This window comes from Butyrivibrio sp. VCB2001, from assembly GCF_000423965.1.
Lineage (GTDB): Bacteria > Bacillota > Clostridia > Lachnospirales > Lachnospiraceae > Butyrivibrio.
The window spans coordinates 230,348-247,184 of record NZ_AUIZ01000003.1 but is presented as its reverse complement, the minus strand read 5'-3'; the positions used below and the strand labels follow the sequence as shown (position 1 = coordinate 247,184).

The following is a 16,837-nucleotide window of genomic DNA, read 5'->3' as shown; positions in this document are numbered from 1 at the left end:
TGTTAATATAGATATATCTTTTTCAGGAAAAATGGAGATTTTACATGAGTAAGAAAAATGCACTGCTTAAACTTTCAGCCTTAACGGCTTTACTTGGAGGGGCCTTTGCCTTCTCTGATTATGCATATAAGACGTCAACCGTTCCCCGCCAGCACACCGATGACAGTGAGGATCTTGACCCGGCTATCACTAAGGGAAGATCATTTGTAAGAAATCATCCGCGCAGGAGAGACGAATTTATTGAAAGTCTCGATAATCTTCGTCTTCACGCCAGCTTCATTCCGGCTGCGGAAGATACCCACAACTATTGCTTACTTATCCACGGTATCTGGGATAACCACGAATGTAACGGCATTTACGCAGAACATTATCTCGAAAAAGGCTATAACTGCCTGATGATTGACCTTAGAGGCTTTGGCAAGAGCGAGGGAAATTACATCGGATACGGCCTTGATGACAGGCTTGATACCCTCCAGTGGATAGACTGGATTGTTAAAAGAGATCCGGAAGCTAAGATAATCCTTCACGGAATGAGCATGGGCGCTGCCACAACACTTATGACTACAGGTGAAACTCTTCCCGGAAATGTTAAGGGTGCCATTGCAGACAGCTCATTTACAACACTTCCCGAGCAGTTTGCTTCAGCCTATAAGAAATTCAAAGGCTCTTTTGTTCCGACACCACTTGCTATCATCATCTTAAGACTCAGCATTTTGTTAAGAGCCGGATATGACATCAATGACGTAAGACCAATAGATGCTGTTGCAAGATCGACAACACCTACTTTGTTCATCCACGGAGATGACGATACTTTCGTTGATCCCCACATGTGCTCAAGACTGTATGAAGCAGCTAAATGTCCCAAGCAGTACTGTATGATCCTTGGCGCAAGCCATATCTTAGGAGTCGTAAAAGACCCTGTAAACTATTGGAACAAGGTTGATACCTTTATCGGTAAGCTCTTTAGCTAAGCACTATGACCTTAAAAAGAAACCTTCCCATCCGAAGAAGAATGGGAAGGATTTTTTTATTTCAGTATAAGTCCTACAGGACAGTGATCAGAACCCAGGGCATCTGAATATATCTTGGCATCCTCAAGCTTCGGTAAAAGAGACTGTGATACCACAAAGTAATCTATACGCCATCCGGCATTCTTGGCTCTTGCCTGGAATCTGTATGACCACCAGGAATATGCTCCCTCAAGGTCAGGATAGAAATGTCTGAAGGTATCTACAAGTCCGGAAGAAACCACATTGTCAAACTTCTCCCTCTCCTCGTCTGTAAATCCCGCATGTCCTCTGTTGGGCTTTGGATTCTTAAGGTCTATTTCCTTGTGAGCTACATTTAAATCGCCGCAGTAGATAACAGGCTTTTTCTCTTCAAGGCCTTTTATAAATTTCAGGAAATCATCTTCCCAACGCTGGCGATACTCAAGTCTTGATAAGTCTTCCTTGGCATTTGGAACATAAACCGTAACAAGATAGTAGTCGGGATACTCTGCCGTTATGACTCTTCCCTCGTGGTCGTGTTCCTCGATACCCAGTCCGTAGCTGACTGATAGGGGCTTTTCTTTTGTAAAGATAGCTGTTCCGGAATAGCCCTTTTTCTCAGCATAGTTCCAGTACTCCTCGTACCCGGGCAGATCAACTTCAATCTGTCCCTCCTGGAGCTTGGTCTCCTGAAGGCAGATCACATCAGGGTTTTCCTTATCCATAAATTCCTGAAAGCATCCCTTTGAAACGCATGCCCTAAGGCCGTTTACATTCCATGATACTAGCTTTTTGCTCATAAATTTATAAGTTTCCTTTTATTCTCTGAAGGTTTTCGTCAGTTTCTTTTAACATCTCTCTAAGGGATAGATTCTCCTCATGACTGAACTCGCAGATGGAATACTGAAGATGATTCAAATATCTGCTGCGCTCAGATAAAAGCTTGGCATTCTGCTCAGACATCTCTTCTCTTAAGGATTCTGCTTTGCCTTCTTCATCTGCTACCACGATAACGGCAAATTCATCGCCTCTTATTCTGCCATAAACACCGTCACTGAAGACCTCTTCAAGGATCTGGGCTACTCTCTTAACTGCCCTGTCACCCTCTTCATGGCCGTAGAGGCTGTTGATATTCTTAAGTGACTCCATGTGGATATAGGCAACAAGAGCACTCTTTCCCGGAACAAACTTCTCCTTCAAAAGGTCATAAGCCCTGGAGAAGAATCCTCTTCTGTTAAGACCTCCTGTGAGATAGTCGTTCTCTCCGATGTGATCGAGAACTGAGTCATCTCTTGCAAGCTCTTCCTGAACCTCATAGAGTTCTTCTGTGGTCTTCTGAAGCTCTTTTTCAAGAGATGAAAGTCTGCATGCTCCGGTAACAAGAGCCATTATATTATCAAAGCAATAATCGATAAGTATACCCTCTGTAAGCTCGGAAACCATGATTCCAAGCTGATATTCTCCGGCATAAATATCTCCGAGAATATAGGACCTTCCGGGGTTCTTGGCAAAGGTGGATATTACCTTATTGGTTGAAAGAGTCATTCCCTCATCCTTAAAGGAAATATTATTGCCATCGATGATAGCACTCTTTACGCTGATCTCTTCAGGTCTTGTCCATGGATACTTTATGGTATTTCTGGCATTTTTCTCATAGAGAAGAATTCCGCAGGTGGAAATTCCGGCATTCGCAGCCATCTGTGAAAAAGCTTCCGACAATTTGTCATCCGCATATTTCTTGTGAAGGAAAATATCACTTACTCCAAGTACTGCTCTTAGTGCATCAGCTTCAGAACCATTAACAAAAGTAAAATCCTGAGCAGGCTCAAGCGGAGGAAGGACCTGATTCTTGGCATAAAATACAGCATCGCTTACTGCTTCATATCCCAGCTGCTCAAACTGATTCTTAACAGTGTTAACAGGATTAACGCTCTTGTAGCCATCTGTTTCAGTAAGAGTAAGCACAGGAATGCCTTCAAACTTTTTGAGGAAGGCCTCCTTCTTGAGGATAGTTGTCTTAGATCCGATTCGCTCGATATCAATGACAAGCGCATCAAAATCTGAGGTTACAGCATAGTCAAAAAGAGCAGAATACTGGTATTCAAAGCCTGCATTAATATCACCGGCATCTGAAATAAGATACTTACCGGGGATGACGACAAGGGATACCCCCTTGTCCTTCGCCGCCTGGTTTGCACCTATTATGATCTTTTTAACTTCTTTATCCTCAATCTCAGATATAAGCAGTCCGATGTTCATAAGCCCCTCATTTATTCTTCACTGGATTCTTCAATATCGTCGATATTGTCGATCTCTTTTTCACCGTCAGATATCTTTTCTCTTACCTTGGCAATCTTGGCAACGGTTACGCCCTTATCAAGGTTGATCATCTTAACACCTGAGGTTACTCTTCCGTGTACGGAAATGTCATTCATTCTAAGCTGAATAATGATTCCGGCATTTGTGATCATCATGATCTCATTGTCATCGTTAACAGCTTTTACACCTACAACGCTACCGGTCTTCTCGGTGATCTTATAGCACTTAACTCCCTTTCCGCCTCTGAACTGTGAGTGGAATTCTGAGAGTGTTGTTCTCTTTCCGTAGCCGTTCTCAGATACGATAAGCAGTGAATCTCCCTGAGTATCTATCTGCATTCCTACGATCTCATCGGTGTCATCGAGCATCATTCCTCTTACACCGATAGATGATCTTCCGGTTGAACGAACGTCGGATTCATCAAAGTGAATGCACATACCGTTCTTGGTAACCAGGAATATCTCTGATTTTTTCTTTACAGTCTTAACTTCGATGAGCTCATCATCATCACGAAGGTTGATGGCTGCAAGTCCTGTCTTTCTAACATTTGAGAACTCTGTGATAGGAGTCTTCTTAACAGTACCCTTCTTGGTTACCATAAACAGAGACTTATCCTCATCCTCAAAGCCTGTAACAGGGATCATGGCAGAAATCTTCTCTCCGGGTGCAAGCTGGAGAAGGTTTACTATAGCCATTCCACGGGATGTTCTTGATGCCTCAGGAATCTGGTATGCCTTGAGCCTGTATACCCTTCCTGTATTGGTAAAGAACATTACGTAGTTGTGGGTTGTGGTCATAAGGATATCTTCCACAAAGTCATTGTCAATTGTGGTGATTCCCTTAATTCCCTTACCGCCACGGTTCTGTGACTTGAAGTTATCAATAGACATTCTCTTTATGTATCCGAGATCTGTCATTGCAATAACTGTATTTACATTCGGAATAAGATCTTCCATGTCGATATCTGAATCGTCATGACCGATCTGAGACTTTCTGTCATCGCCGTACTTATCGGAGATTTCAAGGATTTCAGTCTTTATTACTCCAAGAAGTACCTTCTTGTCTGCAAGGATAGCCTTCAACTCCTCAATTCTCTTTAAGAGCTCAGCGTGCTCCTGTTCAAGCTTGTCTCTCTCCAAACCTGTCAGAGTACGAAGTCTCATATCAACAATAGCCTGTGCCTGAGCTTCTGAGAGTCCGAAACGGCTCATCAACTGCTCTTTTGCGATAGCTACTGTCTCACTGCCTCTGATGATCTTAATAACTTCATCGATATTATCAAGGGCGATGAGCAATCCCTCTAAGATGTGGTTACGCTCTTCTGCCTTGTTGAGGTCGTATCTGGTCCTTCTTGTAACAACCTCTTCCTGATGCTTGATGTAATGAGTAAGCATCTCGGTGATGCTCATTACCTTAGGCTGGTTGTTAACAAGAGCCAGCATAATGATTCCGAAGGAATCCTGCATCTGTGTATGCTTGTAGAGCTTGTTCAGCATGATGTTAGGGTTAACATCGCTTCTGAGTTCGATTACAACACGCATACCTTCTCTGTCTGACTCATCTCTAAGTGCTGTGATTCCATCAAGCTTCTTCTGTTTAACCAGCTCAGCAATCTTAGCGATCATGTTAGCCTTGTTTACAAGGTAAGGAAGCTCTGTAACAACGATCCTGTTCTTTCCACCCTGCATGGGTTCGATGTCAGTAACCGCTCTTACGATAACTTTTCCTCTACCTGTTCTGTAAGCTTCCTCTGCTCCTCTTGTTCCGAGGATGATTCCGCCTGTAGGGAAATCAGGAGCTTTTATTATCTCAAGAATCTCATCAACTTCGGTCTCTCTGTCTTCAAGTACCTTGTTGTCGATCATCTTAACTACGGCATTTATAACCTCCCTTAAGTTGTGAGGAGGAATATTGGTTGCCATACCTACGGCAATACCTGTTGTTCCGTTTACCAGAAGGTTAGGATAACGGCTGGGAAGAACTACAGGCTCTTTCTCTGTCTCATCAAAGTTTGGAGTGAAATCAACAGTGTCTTTTCCGATATCTGCTGTCATCTCCATGGAAATCTTGGTAAGACGAGCCTCAGTGTATCGCATGGCAGCTGCGCCATCGCCATCCACAGAACCGAAGTTTCCGTGTCCGTCAACAAGGCAGTATCTCATGGACCAGGGCTGAGCCATGTTAACCAATGCTCCGTAGATTGAGCTGTCACCGTGTGGGTGATATTTACCCATTGTGTCACCGACAATACGCGCACACTTACGATGTGGCTTATCGGGACCGTTGTTGAGCTCTATCATGGAGTAGAGTATTCTTCTCTGAACCGGCTTAAGTCCATCTCGTACATCAGGAAGGGCACGGGATGCGATTACGCTCATTGCATAATCGATGTAGTCCGCTTCCATGGTCTTTTGGAGATCGACCTCTTTTATTCTGTCGGTGGTTGTTTTATCAAAAACATCCTCCGGCATTTCGTTGTTGTTATTATTATTATTCTCGGCCATTTAATCGTCCTTCTTTTAGATATCTAAGTTTTTAACGAATTTAGCGTTCTTCTCGATGAACTCTCTTCTTGGTTCAACCTTATCACCCATGAGAGTTGTGAATGTAACGTCAATATCGGACTCGGATTCCTCGTCGATGTTGACTCTAAGGAGTACTCTTCTCTCAGGATCCATGGTTGTCTCCCAAAGCTGTTCGGGATCCATCTCACCAAGACCTTTGTAACGCTGGATCTTATTGTTCTGGTCTCTTCCTACATCTGTGAGGATCTTGTTGAGCTCCTCATCACTGTATGCATACCACACCTTCTTGTTCTTCTCGAGTTTGTAAAGAGGTGGCTGAGCCAGATAAACATGACCTTCTTTGATAAGCTGTGGCATAAATCTGTAGAGGAATGTCAGCATCAGTGTTGCGATGTGAGCACCGTCTACGTCGGCATCGGTCATGATGATGATCTTGTCATAACGGAGCTTGCTGATATCGAAATCATCGTGGATACCTGTACCGAAGGCAGTTATCATAGCCTTGATCTCGGCATTTCCGTAGATTCTGTCTACTCTTGCCTTTTCAACGTTGAGGATCTTACCTCTAAGAGGAAGGATAGCCTGTGTTGCACGGCTTCTTGCTGTCTTAGCTGATCCGCCGGCGGAATCTCCCTCAACGATGAAGATTTCACAGTTCTTAGGATCCTTGTCGGAACAGTCTGCAAGCTTACCGGGAAGTCCAAGTCCGTCAAGAGCTGACTTACGTCTTGTGAGATCTCTTGCCTTTCTTGCAGCATCTCTTGCTCTCTGAGCAAGGATAGCCTTATCCAAGATCTGCTTGGCAATACTAGGATTCTGCTCAAGGAAGTATGTGAGCTGCTCGCCTACAACGCTGTTAACAGCTCCTCTTGCTTCTGAGTTACCGAGCTTTTGCTTGGTCTGTCCCTCAAACTGAGGATCTTCTATCTTTACGCTTATGATAGCTGTAAGTCCCTCACGGATATCTTCTCCGGAGAGGTTCTCCTCGTTATCCTTAAGCATCTTGTTAGCTCTTGCATAATCGTTGAAGGTCTTGGTAAGTGCTGCTTTGAAACCTTCAAGATGTGTTCCTCCTTCAGGAGTATTGATGTTGTTAACGAAGGTATAAATACTCTCTGTGTAGGAATCGTTGTGCTGGAGAGATACCTCAACAGCAACGTTGTTCTTGTTTCCTTCAAAGTACATGATGTCAGGATAAAGAGATGTCTTAGACTTGTTAAGGTACTGAACAAACTCTTTTATTCCGCCCTCGTAGTGGAAGGTCTGGCATATAGGATCCTCGCCTTCTTCTACTCTCATATCTGTAAGTGTGATGCGAAGTCCCTTTGTAAGGAATGCCATCTCACGCAGTCTCTGCTTTAAAATGTTGTAATCATAGACGGTTGTCTCTTTGAATATAAGTGCATCCGGCTTGAAGTAAACTCTTGTACCTGTCACTCCTTCAGGAGCAGTGCCTACTTCCTTAAGGGCATAGCAAACCTTACCTCTTTCGTAGCGCTGCTGATAAACCTTACCGTCTCTTGTTACCTGAACCTCCAGCCACTCAGAAAGAGCGTTAACTACTGAAGCGCCAACACCGTGAAGTCCGCCTGATACCTTGTATCCTCCACCGCCGAATTTTCCGCCGGCGTGAAGAATTGTAAATACTACCTCTACTCCGGTAAGACCTGACTTGTGGTTTACATCAACGGGAATTCCACGTCCGTTATCCTTGACGATAATGGTGTTGTCCTCATTGATGGTAACTTCAATATGATCACAAAAACCTGCAAGCGCTTCATCTACTGAGTTATCAACAATCTCATAAACCAGGTGATGAAGTCCCCTGCTTGCTGTAGTACCAATGTACATACCGGGTCTTTTTCTTACCGCTTCTAGTCCTTCAAGAATTTGGATTTGATCGGCGCCATACTGTACTTCTTCGTTACTCATTCTCTACTCCTTAATTCTCGCTGCTTACTGTTCCTTCTGTAACCTTAAACAGCTTATCTATTTCAAATCTGTTATTTACAAATTCATCAAGTCCGGTACATGTGATGATGGTCTGAATATCACCTATGGTGTTTAAAAGATAATTCTGCCTGTTGCTGTCAAGTTCTGACAAAACATCATCCAGAAGAAGCACCGGATTGTCTTTTTTGGATTTCTTTACAATCTCAATCTCAGATAATTTTAGTGAAAGAGATGCTGTTCTTTGCTGACCCTGAGAGCCATACTTTCTGATATCGATTCCTTCTTGTTCCGGATCCTGTGCCTTTTTTACAATGAATGAAAAATCATCCTTGTGAGGACCAATGGTGGTCTGCTTGGCATACATATCCTTTTTTCTGGAAGCTGAAAGCTTCTTCTCGAATTCTTCAAAGCTTACATTGGGCTCATAATAAACAGAGAGAAGTTCTTTTCCTCCCGTAAGCTTCTCATGAATAGGACTGATTATTTCATTAAGCTCTTTGATGAATTTTTCTCTGGCCTTGATAATGACGGATCCATACTCACAAAGCTGCTTATCCTGAACATCCAAAAGTACACTGTTTTCAGGCTTCTCGAATAGATCCTTAAGAACTTTATTTCTTTCTACTACAAGCTTGTTGTACTTAGAAAGGCTGTTTAGATATATATGATCTAACTGACACAGCTCCATATCCATGAATCTGCGCCTTTCGGACGGACCATTCTTAATAATGCTAAGATCTTCAGGAGAAAAGAAGACCACGTTAAGTCTTCCGATCAGATCTGAAGCTCTTTTTATCTTTTGACCATCAATTGCTATGCCTTTGGATTTGTTCTTTCGAAGGTGCATATCTACGCGGTATTCAGCGTTATCTTTCTCTAAAATGGTTCTGATATGAGCCTCTTCTTTACCAAAGTTAATTATTTCTTTGTCCTTGCTGCCCTTGTGTGACTTAGTGGTTGCTGAGACATAAATAGCTTCCAGGATATTGGTCTTACCCTGGGCATTGTCGCCGTATAAAATATTGGTTCCGCTGCTAAAATCTATTTTAAGATTGTCGTAGTTCCTGAAATCGGCCAGCTCTAATGATTTGATTATCATTTTTCTACTTTTACCTGTTTGCCGTCAAATTCAAAGATGTCTCCGTCGTAAAGCTTACGGCCTCTTCTTTCTTCTATTTCTCCGTTTACTTTAACAAGCCCTGACTGGATATCCATCTTGGCATCTACACCGGAGCTCTCAAGGCCGGCCTTTTTAAGGGCCTGGCCAAGTTTTATAAATTCATCTGTTTCTCTAAGTTTAATAGTTTCCATTAGTGTCCTTTGTTAATCAACTGTTGTAAAGTTAACAGGAAGTACGAGATAGATATAAGTTGAATCCTTATCTCTGATAAAGCATGGAGCCTTAGGATTAACAAAATACATATCAATAGTCTCGTTCTCTATAACTCTTAAAGCATCAATAAGGAACTTAGGATTGAAGCCAATCATAATGTCTTTTCCCTGCTTCTCGATTGTAATTTCCTCATCCATGCTACCTATAGCGGAATTGATCTTGAGTTCCATTGTCTCGTCTGTTACTGACATGATGACAGGCTTCTTGTCGCCCTCTTTTACAAGGAGAGTTGCTCTGTCGATACACTCAAGAAGCTCTTTCCTGTTGATGCTCATCTTGGTCTCATAGTCACTTGAGAGCATCTGATCAATGCTGAAATACTCGCCCTCGATAAGTCTTGATACAACGGTTGTCTTATCAAACTCAAAGAGTACGTGCTTGTCTGTAAAGTAGATGCTGACCATCTTGTCTGTGCTGTCACTGAGGATCTTACTGATCTCGCCCAGTGTCTTACCGGGAACTATAACTTTCTTGTATGGATAGCTTCCTGAAAGCTTAACCTTCCTGATGGAAATTCTGTGTCCGTCAAGAGATACAAGCTTTAAATTCTCTCCGTCAACCTCAAAGAGCTCGCCACCCATCATCTTGTTGGCATCATTCTCTGCAATAGAGAAAATAGTCTGCTGGATAACACTGCGAAGTGTAAAGTGAGAAACGCTGACACCATCGATCTTCTCAATGGAAGGAAGATAAGTAAAATCATCACCCTTTCTTCCGGGGAGATTAAACTTAGCCTTTTCACAGCTGATAGTAACTTTGTTAGATGCATCTGTTTCAATGGTTACATCATTGTCAGGAAGCTTTCTTACAATATCAACAAAGATCTTGGCATCTATTGCAATGAAACCTCTCTCTATAATGTTACCTTCAACAACGGTCTGGATACCAAGTTCCATATCGTTGGCAATAAACTTAATAACTCCTTCTGTTGCATCAACAAGGATACACTCCAATATAGACATTGTTGTCTTAGAAGGTACTGCTTTTGATACAATCTGTAATCCGCTTACCAGATTAGATTTTGAGCAAACAAATTTCATTTAATCCTCGACTCCCTTCAACACAAAACTATAATATAAAATATTTATTAATTAATAATAAAAACAGTATTAATAGATGTTGATAAGTGTAAAACCTATTCTATTATACAATTTTAAAGGCTTTTTTACAAATTTTTAGGTGTTGAAAACAAAAAAATTGATGTTGAAAATTCTAAAGTTATAAACAAGGCAAATATTAGTAAAAAAGGGTGGAAAAACTTATCCACCCTCAATCAACAATCAATCCTCTTTTAAATCACATTATTTTTAAAAAGTTATCCACAAAATGTGGTCTATTTTTTATAAAGAAGGATTCAATTTTTTAACTATAACATCCAAATTCCTGTTAAGGTCATCATCATAAGCAATAAGTTGCTTGATTTTATTGATTCCGCTCATAACAGTTGTGTGATCTTTCTTACCAAGGATCCTTCCGATTTCTTCCAGGGAAGCATCTGTGTGTTCTCTGCAAAGGTACATGATGATCTGTCTTGGAAGAACAATCTCTGCATTTCTCTTTTTAGATACAATGTCTTCTTTCTTGGTTCCGTACTGTTCACAGACGGTATCCATGATAAGAGCAGGAGTAATAACCTTGGTCTTGTCAGGATAAATGATATCCTTAAGAGCTTCCATTGCATTCTCAAGTGTGATATCAACATTGTTAAGTCTTGAGTATGCGATGATCTTGGTGAAAGCACCTTCAAGCTCTCTGATGTTTGACTTGATGTTGGTAGCGATATAGTCGATTACATCATCGCCGATCCTTCTGCCATAGTCTTCAGCGTTCTTACGAAGAATTGCAACTCTTGTCTCATAGTCAGGAGACTGGATATCAGCGATAAGTCCCATCTCGAAACGAGATCTGAATCTCTCTTCCAGAGTAGCCATTTCCTTGGGTGGCTTATCGGATGAAAGGATTATCTGTTTACCTGCCTGATGAAGAGCATTGAAAGTGTGGAAAAACTCTTCCTGTGTTGCATCCTTACCTATAATAAACTGTACGTCATCGACCATAAGAACATCTACAGTTCTGTATTTTTCTCTGAGTTTACTCATGTTCTCAGGTCTATTACTTCTGATTGATTCAATAACTTCATTGGTGAACTGCTCAGATGTTACATAGATAACCTTGGCCTGTGGATTATGCTCAATAATAAAGTGACCTATTGAATGCATAAGGTGAGTCTTACCAAGTCCCGGTCCTCCATAAAGGAAAAGAGGGTTGTAAGCTGTTCCCGGAGATTCAGCAACTGCAAGAGCAGCTGAATGAGCAAACTTGTTGTTACTTCCTACGACGAAGGTATCAAATCTGTATTTAGGAATGAGATTTGAATTCTCGTGTGAAATACCTGATGAATACTGAGGTGAATTATTTTCTTCAGTTACATTTTCATGTGTTTCTTCATTATTAATAATATCTTTGTTTAAAATAAAAGATACTTCTATAACTGTCTCAAGCAGTTCCGAAATTGTTACCTGAAAGAATCCAACATAATGATTTACTATGTATGAAAGAGCAATGGAATTATCCGAAGGAATTAGGATCTTAACTGTATTGTTTTCAAATCCGTATACAGTAAGAGGATCAATCCAGGTTTTATAAGAAATATCAGTAATACCGGCTTCATTCTTGATGGTATTCTTGATAGATTCCCAATTTGTTCTTAATATTTCGGTGATTTCAGTAGATGATTGCATATAAGATTTCCCCAAACAAAGCATAAATTTAGACTTTTTCTATTTTATATTAAATGACTTTAAATATCAATCAGACGAAAATTGTGGATAACTTTTTTTAAAAATGTGAGAAAAACTTACGAAAAAAATCTCTGTGGAAAAATAGGTGTTTATCCACTATAAGCTATCTACTGTTATAAATGGCTTAAATAAGGCATTTCTAGGATGTTAACCACTAAAGAATAACTATCTTTTCCACAAAAATTAAAAAAAATGTGGATATCTTTTTTAAAAAAATATTAATTCACAAGTTATCCACAAAATCAACATTTTGATGTGGATAATTTTTTATGGCACTACATATTGGTGGAAAAATTTTGAAAAAAATATTTAAAATACAATAGGATAAAAAAACGTCCATTAATGGCTTGACCAAGCGGATTTTATTTATTATAATTATAAAGATTTTTTCCACACTGGATGTAATCATTGATAATTGTGAGAAGTTTCTTCTCATTTAACGGACCTTTAAATAGGTTAGTTTGTTTAAGAAGGAGGTGTTTCCGAATATGAAGATGACATTTCAGCCTCATAAGCTTCAGAGAGCCAGAGTACACGGCTTCAGAGCAAGAATGGCTACAAAGGGCGGTAGAAAAGTTTTAGCTGCCAGAAGAGCTAAAGGAAGAAAGAGACTATCAGCATGATTTTAAAGGTCACATAATAATGTGACCTTTTTTCATCTGTAATAAAGGAATTAGAAAATGCTTTTTTCAGATTCAATGAAAAAGACAGAAGAGTTTCGAAACTGTTATGAGAACGGCAAGAGTTATGCCAATAAATTCGTTGTTGTCTATGTGTGGGAAAATGGCGGTTCTAATAATAAGATCGGAATCTCATGTAGCAAAAAAATAGGGAACAGTATTGTAAGGCACAGATTTGCAAGACTGGTTCGAGAAGCGTACCGACTACATGAAAATGTATTCAATAGTGGTTTGGATATAGTAGTCGTTGCCAGAGCCTGTGCGAGAGATGCTAGTTATTTTGATATAGAAGAATCTCTTTTAAGCCTGGCAGGTAAGGCCCGCATAATAAAAAATGGCGGTGAATGAGATGAAAGAGATATTAATCTTTTTGATCAAACTTTATAGGAAGTATATTTCTCCATTAAAGAGAACAAAATGTCCATACATACCAACATGTTCCGAGTATGGACTAGAAGCAATAGAAAAATATGGAGCTATCAAAGGGGGATTACTTGCTGCCTGGAGGATTCTAAGATGCAATCCTTTTTCCAGCGGTGGATATGATCCGGTTCCATAATTCGTTAGGAGGTATGATTTGAAGGGAGTTTTACTTACCCAGTATCAGGGTAAAATTGTAGGACCGGTTGCATGGCTTCTCGGTCATCTTATGAATGGTATTTTCAATGTTTTAAATGCTATTGGTATTCCAAACATTGGTCTTGCCATCATTATCTTTACTATTGTTATTTACTTATGTCTTTTACCTTTGACATACAAGCAGCAGAAGTTTTCCAAGCTTCAGGCTAAGATGAGCCCAGAGCTTCAGGCTATTCAGGCTAAGTACAAAGGTAAGAAAGACAACGATTCAATGCTTGCAATGCAGCAGGAGACAAAAGAGGTTTATGCTAAGTATGGCGTATCTCAGACAGGTAGCTGTCTTCAGCTTCTTATCCAGATGCCTATCCTCTTTGCACTTTACCGTGTTATTTACCAGATTCCTGCTTACGTAACTATCGTTAAGAATGCATTCTCGCCTCTTGTAGAAGATCTTTTAGCAACAACAGGTGCTGCTGATTTCTTACAGACACTTTCAAGTGCTTCAGTGTTCAAGAATCAGTTTACAAATGAAGCATTCACATCAGGTGATCCTACTTATATTAAGAACACATTTATCGATGTTCTCAATAAAGCATCAACAGCTGACTGGAACAGCTTAACAGCTCAGTTCCCATCACTTTCAGCATCAATTGAAAACACACATTCAGCACTTACCAGATTCAACTACTTCCTTGGTCTTAACATCAGTGATACTCCTATGTACATGATCAAGACAGGTTTTGCTGATAAGGCATTCCTTCTGATGCTCGGTGGTGTAATGGTTCCTGTTCTTGCAGCACTCACACAGTGGATCAACACTAAGCTTATGCCTCAGCCTGCTTCGGATAACAGCAAGGCAAATGCTGATGATCCTACAGCTCAGATGCAGCAGTCAATGAAGACTATGAACCTCATGATGCCTATCATGTCAGCAGTATTCTGCTTAAGTCTTCCTGCAGGTATGGGTATTTACTGGATCGCCGGTGCTGTTGTCAGATCAATCCAGCAGGTTGTTATTAACAGACACATCGACAAGATTGATATCGATGCTGAGATTGCCAAGAACACAGCTAAGTATAAAGAGAAGCTTGAGAAGAACAAGACAACCAAGCAGATGAGTCTTTATGCTAACCTTTCAACCAAGAACAACGATCTCTCTTCAGCTAAGGATTCAAGCATTTCAGAAGCTGAGAAGGAAGAGAAGCTTGAGAAGGTTAAATCTGTTTACAACAATAAGGAGATCCGTAAGGATTCACTTCTTGCAAAAGCAAACATGGTAAAAGACTTTAATGAAAAGAATAATAAGTAATCTTTCCGGGAGGTTATATTATAATGGAATATAGAGAGTTTACAGCAAAAAACCTTGATGATGCCATCACAGAAGCTTGTGAGACATTAATGGTTACCAGCGACAGACTTGATTATGAAGTAGTATCAAGCGGATCTTCAGGATTTTTAGGAATCGCTTCAAAGCCTGCTGTTATAAAAGCCAGGATCAAAGAAGAAGCTCCTGAAGTTGAGGAAGTAAAAGCAGAGCCTAAAAAAGAAGAGAAGCCCGAAGTAAAGAAAGAAGTTAAAAAGGAAGAAAAGAAGGAAGCTCCTAAGGAAGAAGTTAAAACTGAGAAAAAAGCTTCTTCAAACATCAACGGAGATGAGCTTGTAGCTAAGGCTAATGCATTCCTTAAGGATGTGTTCGGCGCAATGAATATGGAAGTTAACTTAAACTCCAAATTCAATGACAAAGAGAACATCCTTGATGTAGAGCTTTCAGGAGATGAGATGGGAGTTCTCATCGGTAAGAGAGGACAGACTCTTGACTCACTCCAGTACCTCATTTCTCTTGTAGTTAACAGAGAGACAGAAGAGTACATTCATGTAAAAGTTGATACAGAGAATTATCGTGAAAGAAGAAAGGCTACTCTTGAGAACCTTGCAAAGAATATTTCTATAAAGGTTAAGAAAACAAGACAGTCAGTTGCTCTTGAGCCAATGAATCCTTATGAGAGAAGGATCATCCACTCAGCTCTTCAGAACGACAGATTTGTTACAACTCACAGTGAAGGTGATGAGCCATTCAGAAGAGTAGTTGTTACTTTAAAGAAATAATCTTTGGATGAAGATTAGATTGCCCCTCAAGCCTTGGTCTTGAGGGGTTTTATTTAGGGAAAAATTATGAGCAGTGTTTTAAACAACTTTAATGATGATACAATCTGCGCAATAGCTACTGCCATGTCCGATGCCGGAATTGGTATTATAAGAGTCAGTGGAAAAGATGCTCTTACAATCTGTGATAAGATTTATGTTTCTTCAAAGAAGGAGCACACTCTTTTAACCCACAAACCCAATACCATAAAGTACGGATACATCTGCAATGATCAGGGAGATATTGTTGATGAAGTCATGATCTCTTTTATGAAAGGTCCTCACAGTTATACCAGGGAAGATGTAATTGAGATCAATTCCCATGGCGGAATGCTGGTGATGAATGAGATATTATCTCTACTTCTGTCAAAAGGTTGCAGACTTGCTGAACCGGGTGAGTTTACAAAAAGAGCTTTCCTTAGCGGAAGAATTGACCTTACCAAGGCAGAAGCAGTAATGGACATCATCGGAGCACAGAACAAATTTGCTCTGGACAGCTCCAGAGCCCAGCTACAGGGAAGTATCTACAAAGAAGTTAAGGCCCTGAGGGAAGACATTCTCTATCAGATGGCCTATATTGAATCTGCAATTGATGACCCCGAGAGCTACGATCTTACAGGATATTCTGATAAGCTGAAAGAAAAAGTGACTGCAATGTCAGAAAAAATAAGAAAACTTTTAAAGACAGCAGATGAAGGTAAGATCAGAAAAGACGGAATAAAAACTGTAATTATTGGAAAACCAAACGCCGGTAAGTCGTCTCTTTTAAATGCACTCTCCGGAAATGAAAGGGCGATTGTAACTGATATCGCCGGAACAACCAGAGATGTCATTGAAGAGACAGTAAGACTTGATGATATAATTCTCAATCTTATAGACACTGCAGGAATCAGAGACACTGAGGATCTCATTGAGAAGATCGGAGTTGATAAGGCAAAAGAAAAAGTTGAAGAAGCTGATCTTTGTCTTTATATAATTGACTCCACATCTGAGATTGATGATGAAGATAAGCAGATAAGCAGTCTCTGTGCGGACAAGAAAACCATTGTAATTCTTAATAAGAACGACCTGACTGGTGATATAAAAATATCAAAAGATATCCTTCCTATGCTGTTTTCAGGAAGTGATTCTGTAGATTTTCCTGTCATCACCACTTCATTATTGAATGGAGAAGGTATAGAGGAGCTAAAGCGCGCCATTACTGAGCTTTTCCTTGATGGTGAGATTGCTCCCAAGCAGGAAATCTATATTACTAACTTAAGACATAAGGAGCTTCTTTCAAAAACTGTTGAAAGTCTTGCTCTTGTAATAGATAGTATTGAAAAAGATCTTTCGGAGGATTTTTATACCGTTGATCTGACAAACGCTTATGTATATCTTGGTGAAATAATAGGAGAAGAAATAGGTGATGACCTGGCAGAAGAAATCTTCTCCAAATTCTGTATGGGTAAATAAT

General features: G+C 40.3%; 15 protein-coding genes. 7 read left to right on the top strand and 8 right to left on the bottom strand.

Features of this window, described 5'->3' with window-relative positions; all coding sequences use genetic code 11:
• The first annotated feature begins 44 nt into the window (after window positions 1–44).
• The gene (locus G589_RS19005) at window positions 45–971 is read left to right on the top strand and encodes an alpha/beta hydrolase (protein WP_051192203.1); all 927 of its coding nucleotides are present in this window, start codon (window positions 45–47) and stop codon (window positions 969–971) included.
• A 56-nt stretch (window positions 972–1,027) separates the two neighbouring features.
• Here G589_RS19005 and G589_RS0105810 read toward each other — a convergent pair whose 3' ends face one another.
• The 8 genes from G589_RS0105810 to dnaA form a co-directional block, all read right to left on the bottom strand.
• Window positions 1,028–1,789, bottom strand: coding sequence for an exodeoxyribonuclease III (locus G589_RS0105810; RefSeq protein WP_026521425.1), 762 nt, complete (start codon window positions 1,787–1,789; stop codon window positions 1,028–1,030).
• Between the two features lie 4 nt (window positions 1,790–1,793).
• Window positions 1,794–3,248, bottom strand: coding sequence for a GGDEF domain-containing protein (locus G589_RS0105805; protein WP_026521424.1), 1,455 nt, complete (start codon window positions 3,246–3,248; stop codon window positions 1,794–1,796).
• Between the two features lie 11 nt (window positions 3,249–3,259).
• The gene (gene gyrA, locus G589_RS0105800) at window positions 3,260–5,779 is read right to left on the bottom strand and encodes a DNA gyrase subunit A (RefSeq protein WP_026521423.1); all 2,520 of its coding nucleotides are present in this window, start codon (window positions 5,777–5,779) and stop codon (window positions 3,260–3,262) included.
• 48 nt (window positions 5,780–5,827) lie between these two features.
• The gene (gene gyrB / locus G589_RS0105795) at window positions 5,828–7,765 is read right to left on the bottom strand and encodes a DNA topoisomerase (ATP-hydrolyzing) subunit B (RefSeq protein WP_022769294.1); all 1,938 of its coding nucleotides are present in this window, start codon (window positions 7,763–7,765) and stop codon (window positions 5,828–5,830) included.
• Between the two features lie 10 nt (window positions 7,766–7,775).
• The gene (gene recF, locus G589_RS0105790) at window positions 7,776–8,885 is read right to left on the bottom strand and encodes a DNA replication/repair protein RecF (protein WP_026521422.1); all 1,110 of its coding nucleotides are present in this window, start codon (window positions 8,883–8,885) and stop codon (window positions 7,776–7,778) included.
• Window positions 8,882–9,097, bottom strand: coding sequence for an RNA-binding S4 domain-containing protein (locus G589_RS0105785; protein WP_022764924.1), 216 nt, complete (start codon window positions 9,095–9,097; stop codon window positions 8,882–8,884). The genes recF and G589_RS0105785 overlap by 4 nt, the downstream gene beginning before the upstream one ends.
• A gap of 12 nt (window positions 9,098–9,109) precedes the next feature.
• On the bottom strand, window positions 9,110–10,219 hold the full coding sequence (gene dnaN, locus G589_RS0105780) for a DNA polymerase III subunit beta (RefSeq protein WP_026521421.1): 1,110 nt from the start codon (window positions 10,217–10,219) through the stop codon (window positions 9,110–9,112).
• A 300-nt stretch (window positions 10,220–10,519) separates the two neighbouring features.
• Window positions 10,520–11,920: a chromosomal replication initiator protein DnaA gene (gene dnaA / locus G589_RS0105775; protein WP_022769289.1), complete on the bottom strand. Its 1,401-nt coding sequence runs from the start codon at window positions 11,918–11,920 to the stop codon at window positions 10,520–10,522.
• A 548-nt stretch (window positions 11,921–12,468) separates the two neighbouring features.
• Between dnaA and rpmH the strand changes: the two genes are divergently transcribed.
• From rpmH to mnmE, 6 genes are all read left to right on the top strand, one after another.
• Entirely contained in the window at window positions 12,469–12,603 is a 135-nt protein-coding gene (gene rpmH / locus G589_RS0105770) for a 50S ribosomal protein L34 (protein ID WP_013282343.1), read from the top strand.
• A 57-nt stretch (window positions 12,604–12,660) separates the two neighbouring features.
• Window positions 12,661–13,008: a ribonuclease P protein component gene (gene rnpA / locus G589_RS0105765; RefSeq protein WP_026519182.1), complete on the top strand. Its 348-nt coding sequence runs from the start codon at window positions 12,661–12,663 to the stop codon at window positions 13,006–13,008.
• Between the two features lies 1 nt (window position 13,009).
• Window positions 13,010–13,219 carry a membrane protein insertion efficiency factor YidD gene (gene yidD / locus G589_RS19000; RefSeq protein WP_022769286.1) on the top strand — a complete coding sequence of 70 codons (210 nt, stop codon included), beginning with the start codon at window positions 13,010–13,012 and terminating at the stop codon, window positions 13,217–13,219.
• Between the two features lie 18 nt (window positions 13,220–13,237).
• Entirely contained in the window at window positions 13,238–14,548 is a 1,311-nt protein-coding gene (locus G589_RS0105760; RefSeq protein ID WP_026521420.1) for a YidC/Oxa1 family membrane protein insertase, read from the top strand.
• 23 nt (window positions 14,549–14,571) lie between these two features.
• Window positions 14,572–15,345, top strand: a complete 774-nt coding sequence (jag, locus tag G589_RS0105755; protein ID WP_026521419.1) for an RNA-binding cell elongation regulator Jag/EloR — start codon at window positions 14,572–14,574, stop codon at window positions 15,343–15,345.
• Window positions 15,346–15,411: 66 nt separating this feature from the next.
• On the top strand, window positions 15,412–16,836 hold the full coding sequence (gene mnmE, locus G589_RS0105750; RefSeq protein WP_026521418.1) for a tRNA uridine-5-carboxymethylaminomethyl(34) synthesis GTPase MnmE: 1,425 nt from the start codon (window positions 15,412–15,414) through the stop codon (window positions 16,834–16,836).
• Window position 16,837 lies beyond the last annotated feature (1 nt).

Excerpts from the sequence above, each read along its gene's own strand:
- G589_RS19005 (WP_051192203.1), top strand. The coding sequence starts at position 45 with ATGAGTAAGAAAAATGCACTGCTTAAACTTTCAGCCTTAACGGCTTTA.
- G589_RS0105810 (WP_026521425.1), bottom strand. The coding sequence starts at position 1,789 with ATGAGCAAAAAGCTAGTATCATGGAATGTAAACGGCCTTAGGGCATGC.
- G589_RS0105805 (WP_026521424.1), bottom strand. The coding sequence starts at position 3,248 with ATGAACATCGGACTGCTTATATCTGAGATTGAGGATAAAGAAGTTAAA.
- gyrA (WP_026521423.1), bottom strand. The coding sequence starts at position 5,779 with ATGCCGGAGGATGTTTTTGATAAAACAACCACCGACAGAATAAAAGAG.
- gyrB (WP_022769294.1), bottom strand. The coding sequence starts at position 7,765 with ATGAGTAACGAAGAAGTACAGTATGGCGCCGATCAAATCCAAATTCTT.
- recF (WP_026521422.1), bottom strand. The coding sequence starts at position 8,885 with ATGATAATCAAATCATTAGAGCTGGCCGATTTCAGGAACTACGACAAT.
- G589_RS0105785 (WP_022764924.1), bottom strand. The coding sequence starts at position 9,097 with ATGGAAACTATTAAACTTAGAGAAACAGATGAATTTATAAAACTTGGC.
- dnaN (WP_026521421.1), bottom strand. The coding sequence starts at position 10,219 with ATGAAATTTGTTTGCTCAAAATCTAATCTGGTAAGCGGATTACAGATT.
- dnaA (WP_022769289.1), bottom strand. The coding sequence starts at position 11,920 with ATGCAATCATCTACTGAAATCACCGAAATATTAAGAACAAATTGGGAA.
- rpmH (WP_013282343.1), top strand. The coding sequence starts at position 12,469 with ATGAAGATGACATTTCAGCCTCATAAGCTTCAGAGAGCCAGAGTACAC.
- rnpA (WP_026519182.1), top strand. The coding sequence starts at position 12,661 with ATGCTTTTTTCAGATTCAATGAAAAAGACAGAAGAGTTTCGAAACTGT.
- yidD (WP_022769286.1), top strand. The coding sequence starts at position 13,010 with ATGAAAGAGATATTAATCTTTTTGATCAAACTTTATAGGAAGTATATT.
- jag (WP_026521419.1), top strand. The coding sequence starts at position 14,572 with ATGGAATATAGAGAGTTTACAGCAAAAAACCTTGATGATGCCATCACA.
- mnmE (WP_026521418.1), top strand. The coding sequence starts at position 15,412 with ATGAGCAGTGTTTTAAACAACTTTAATGATGATACAATCTGCGCAATA.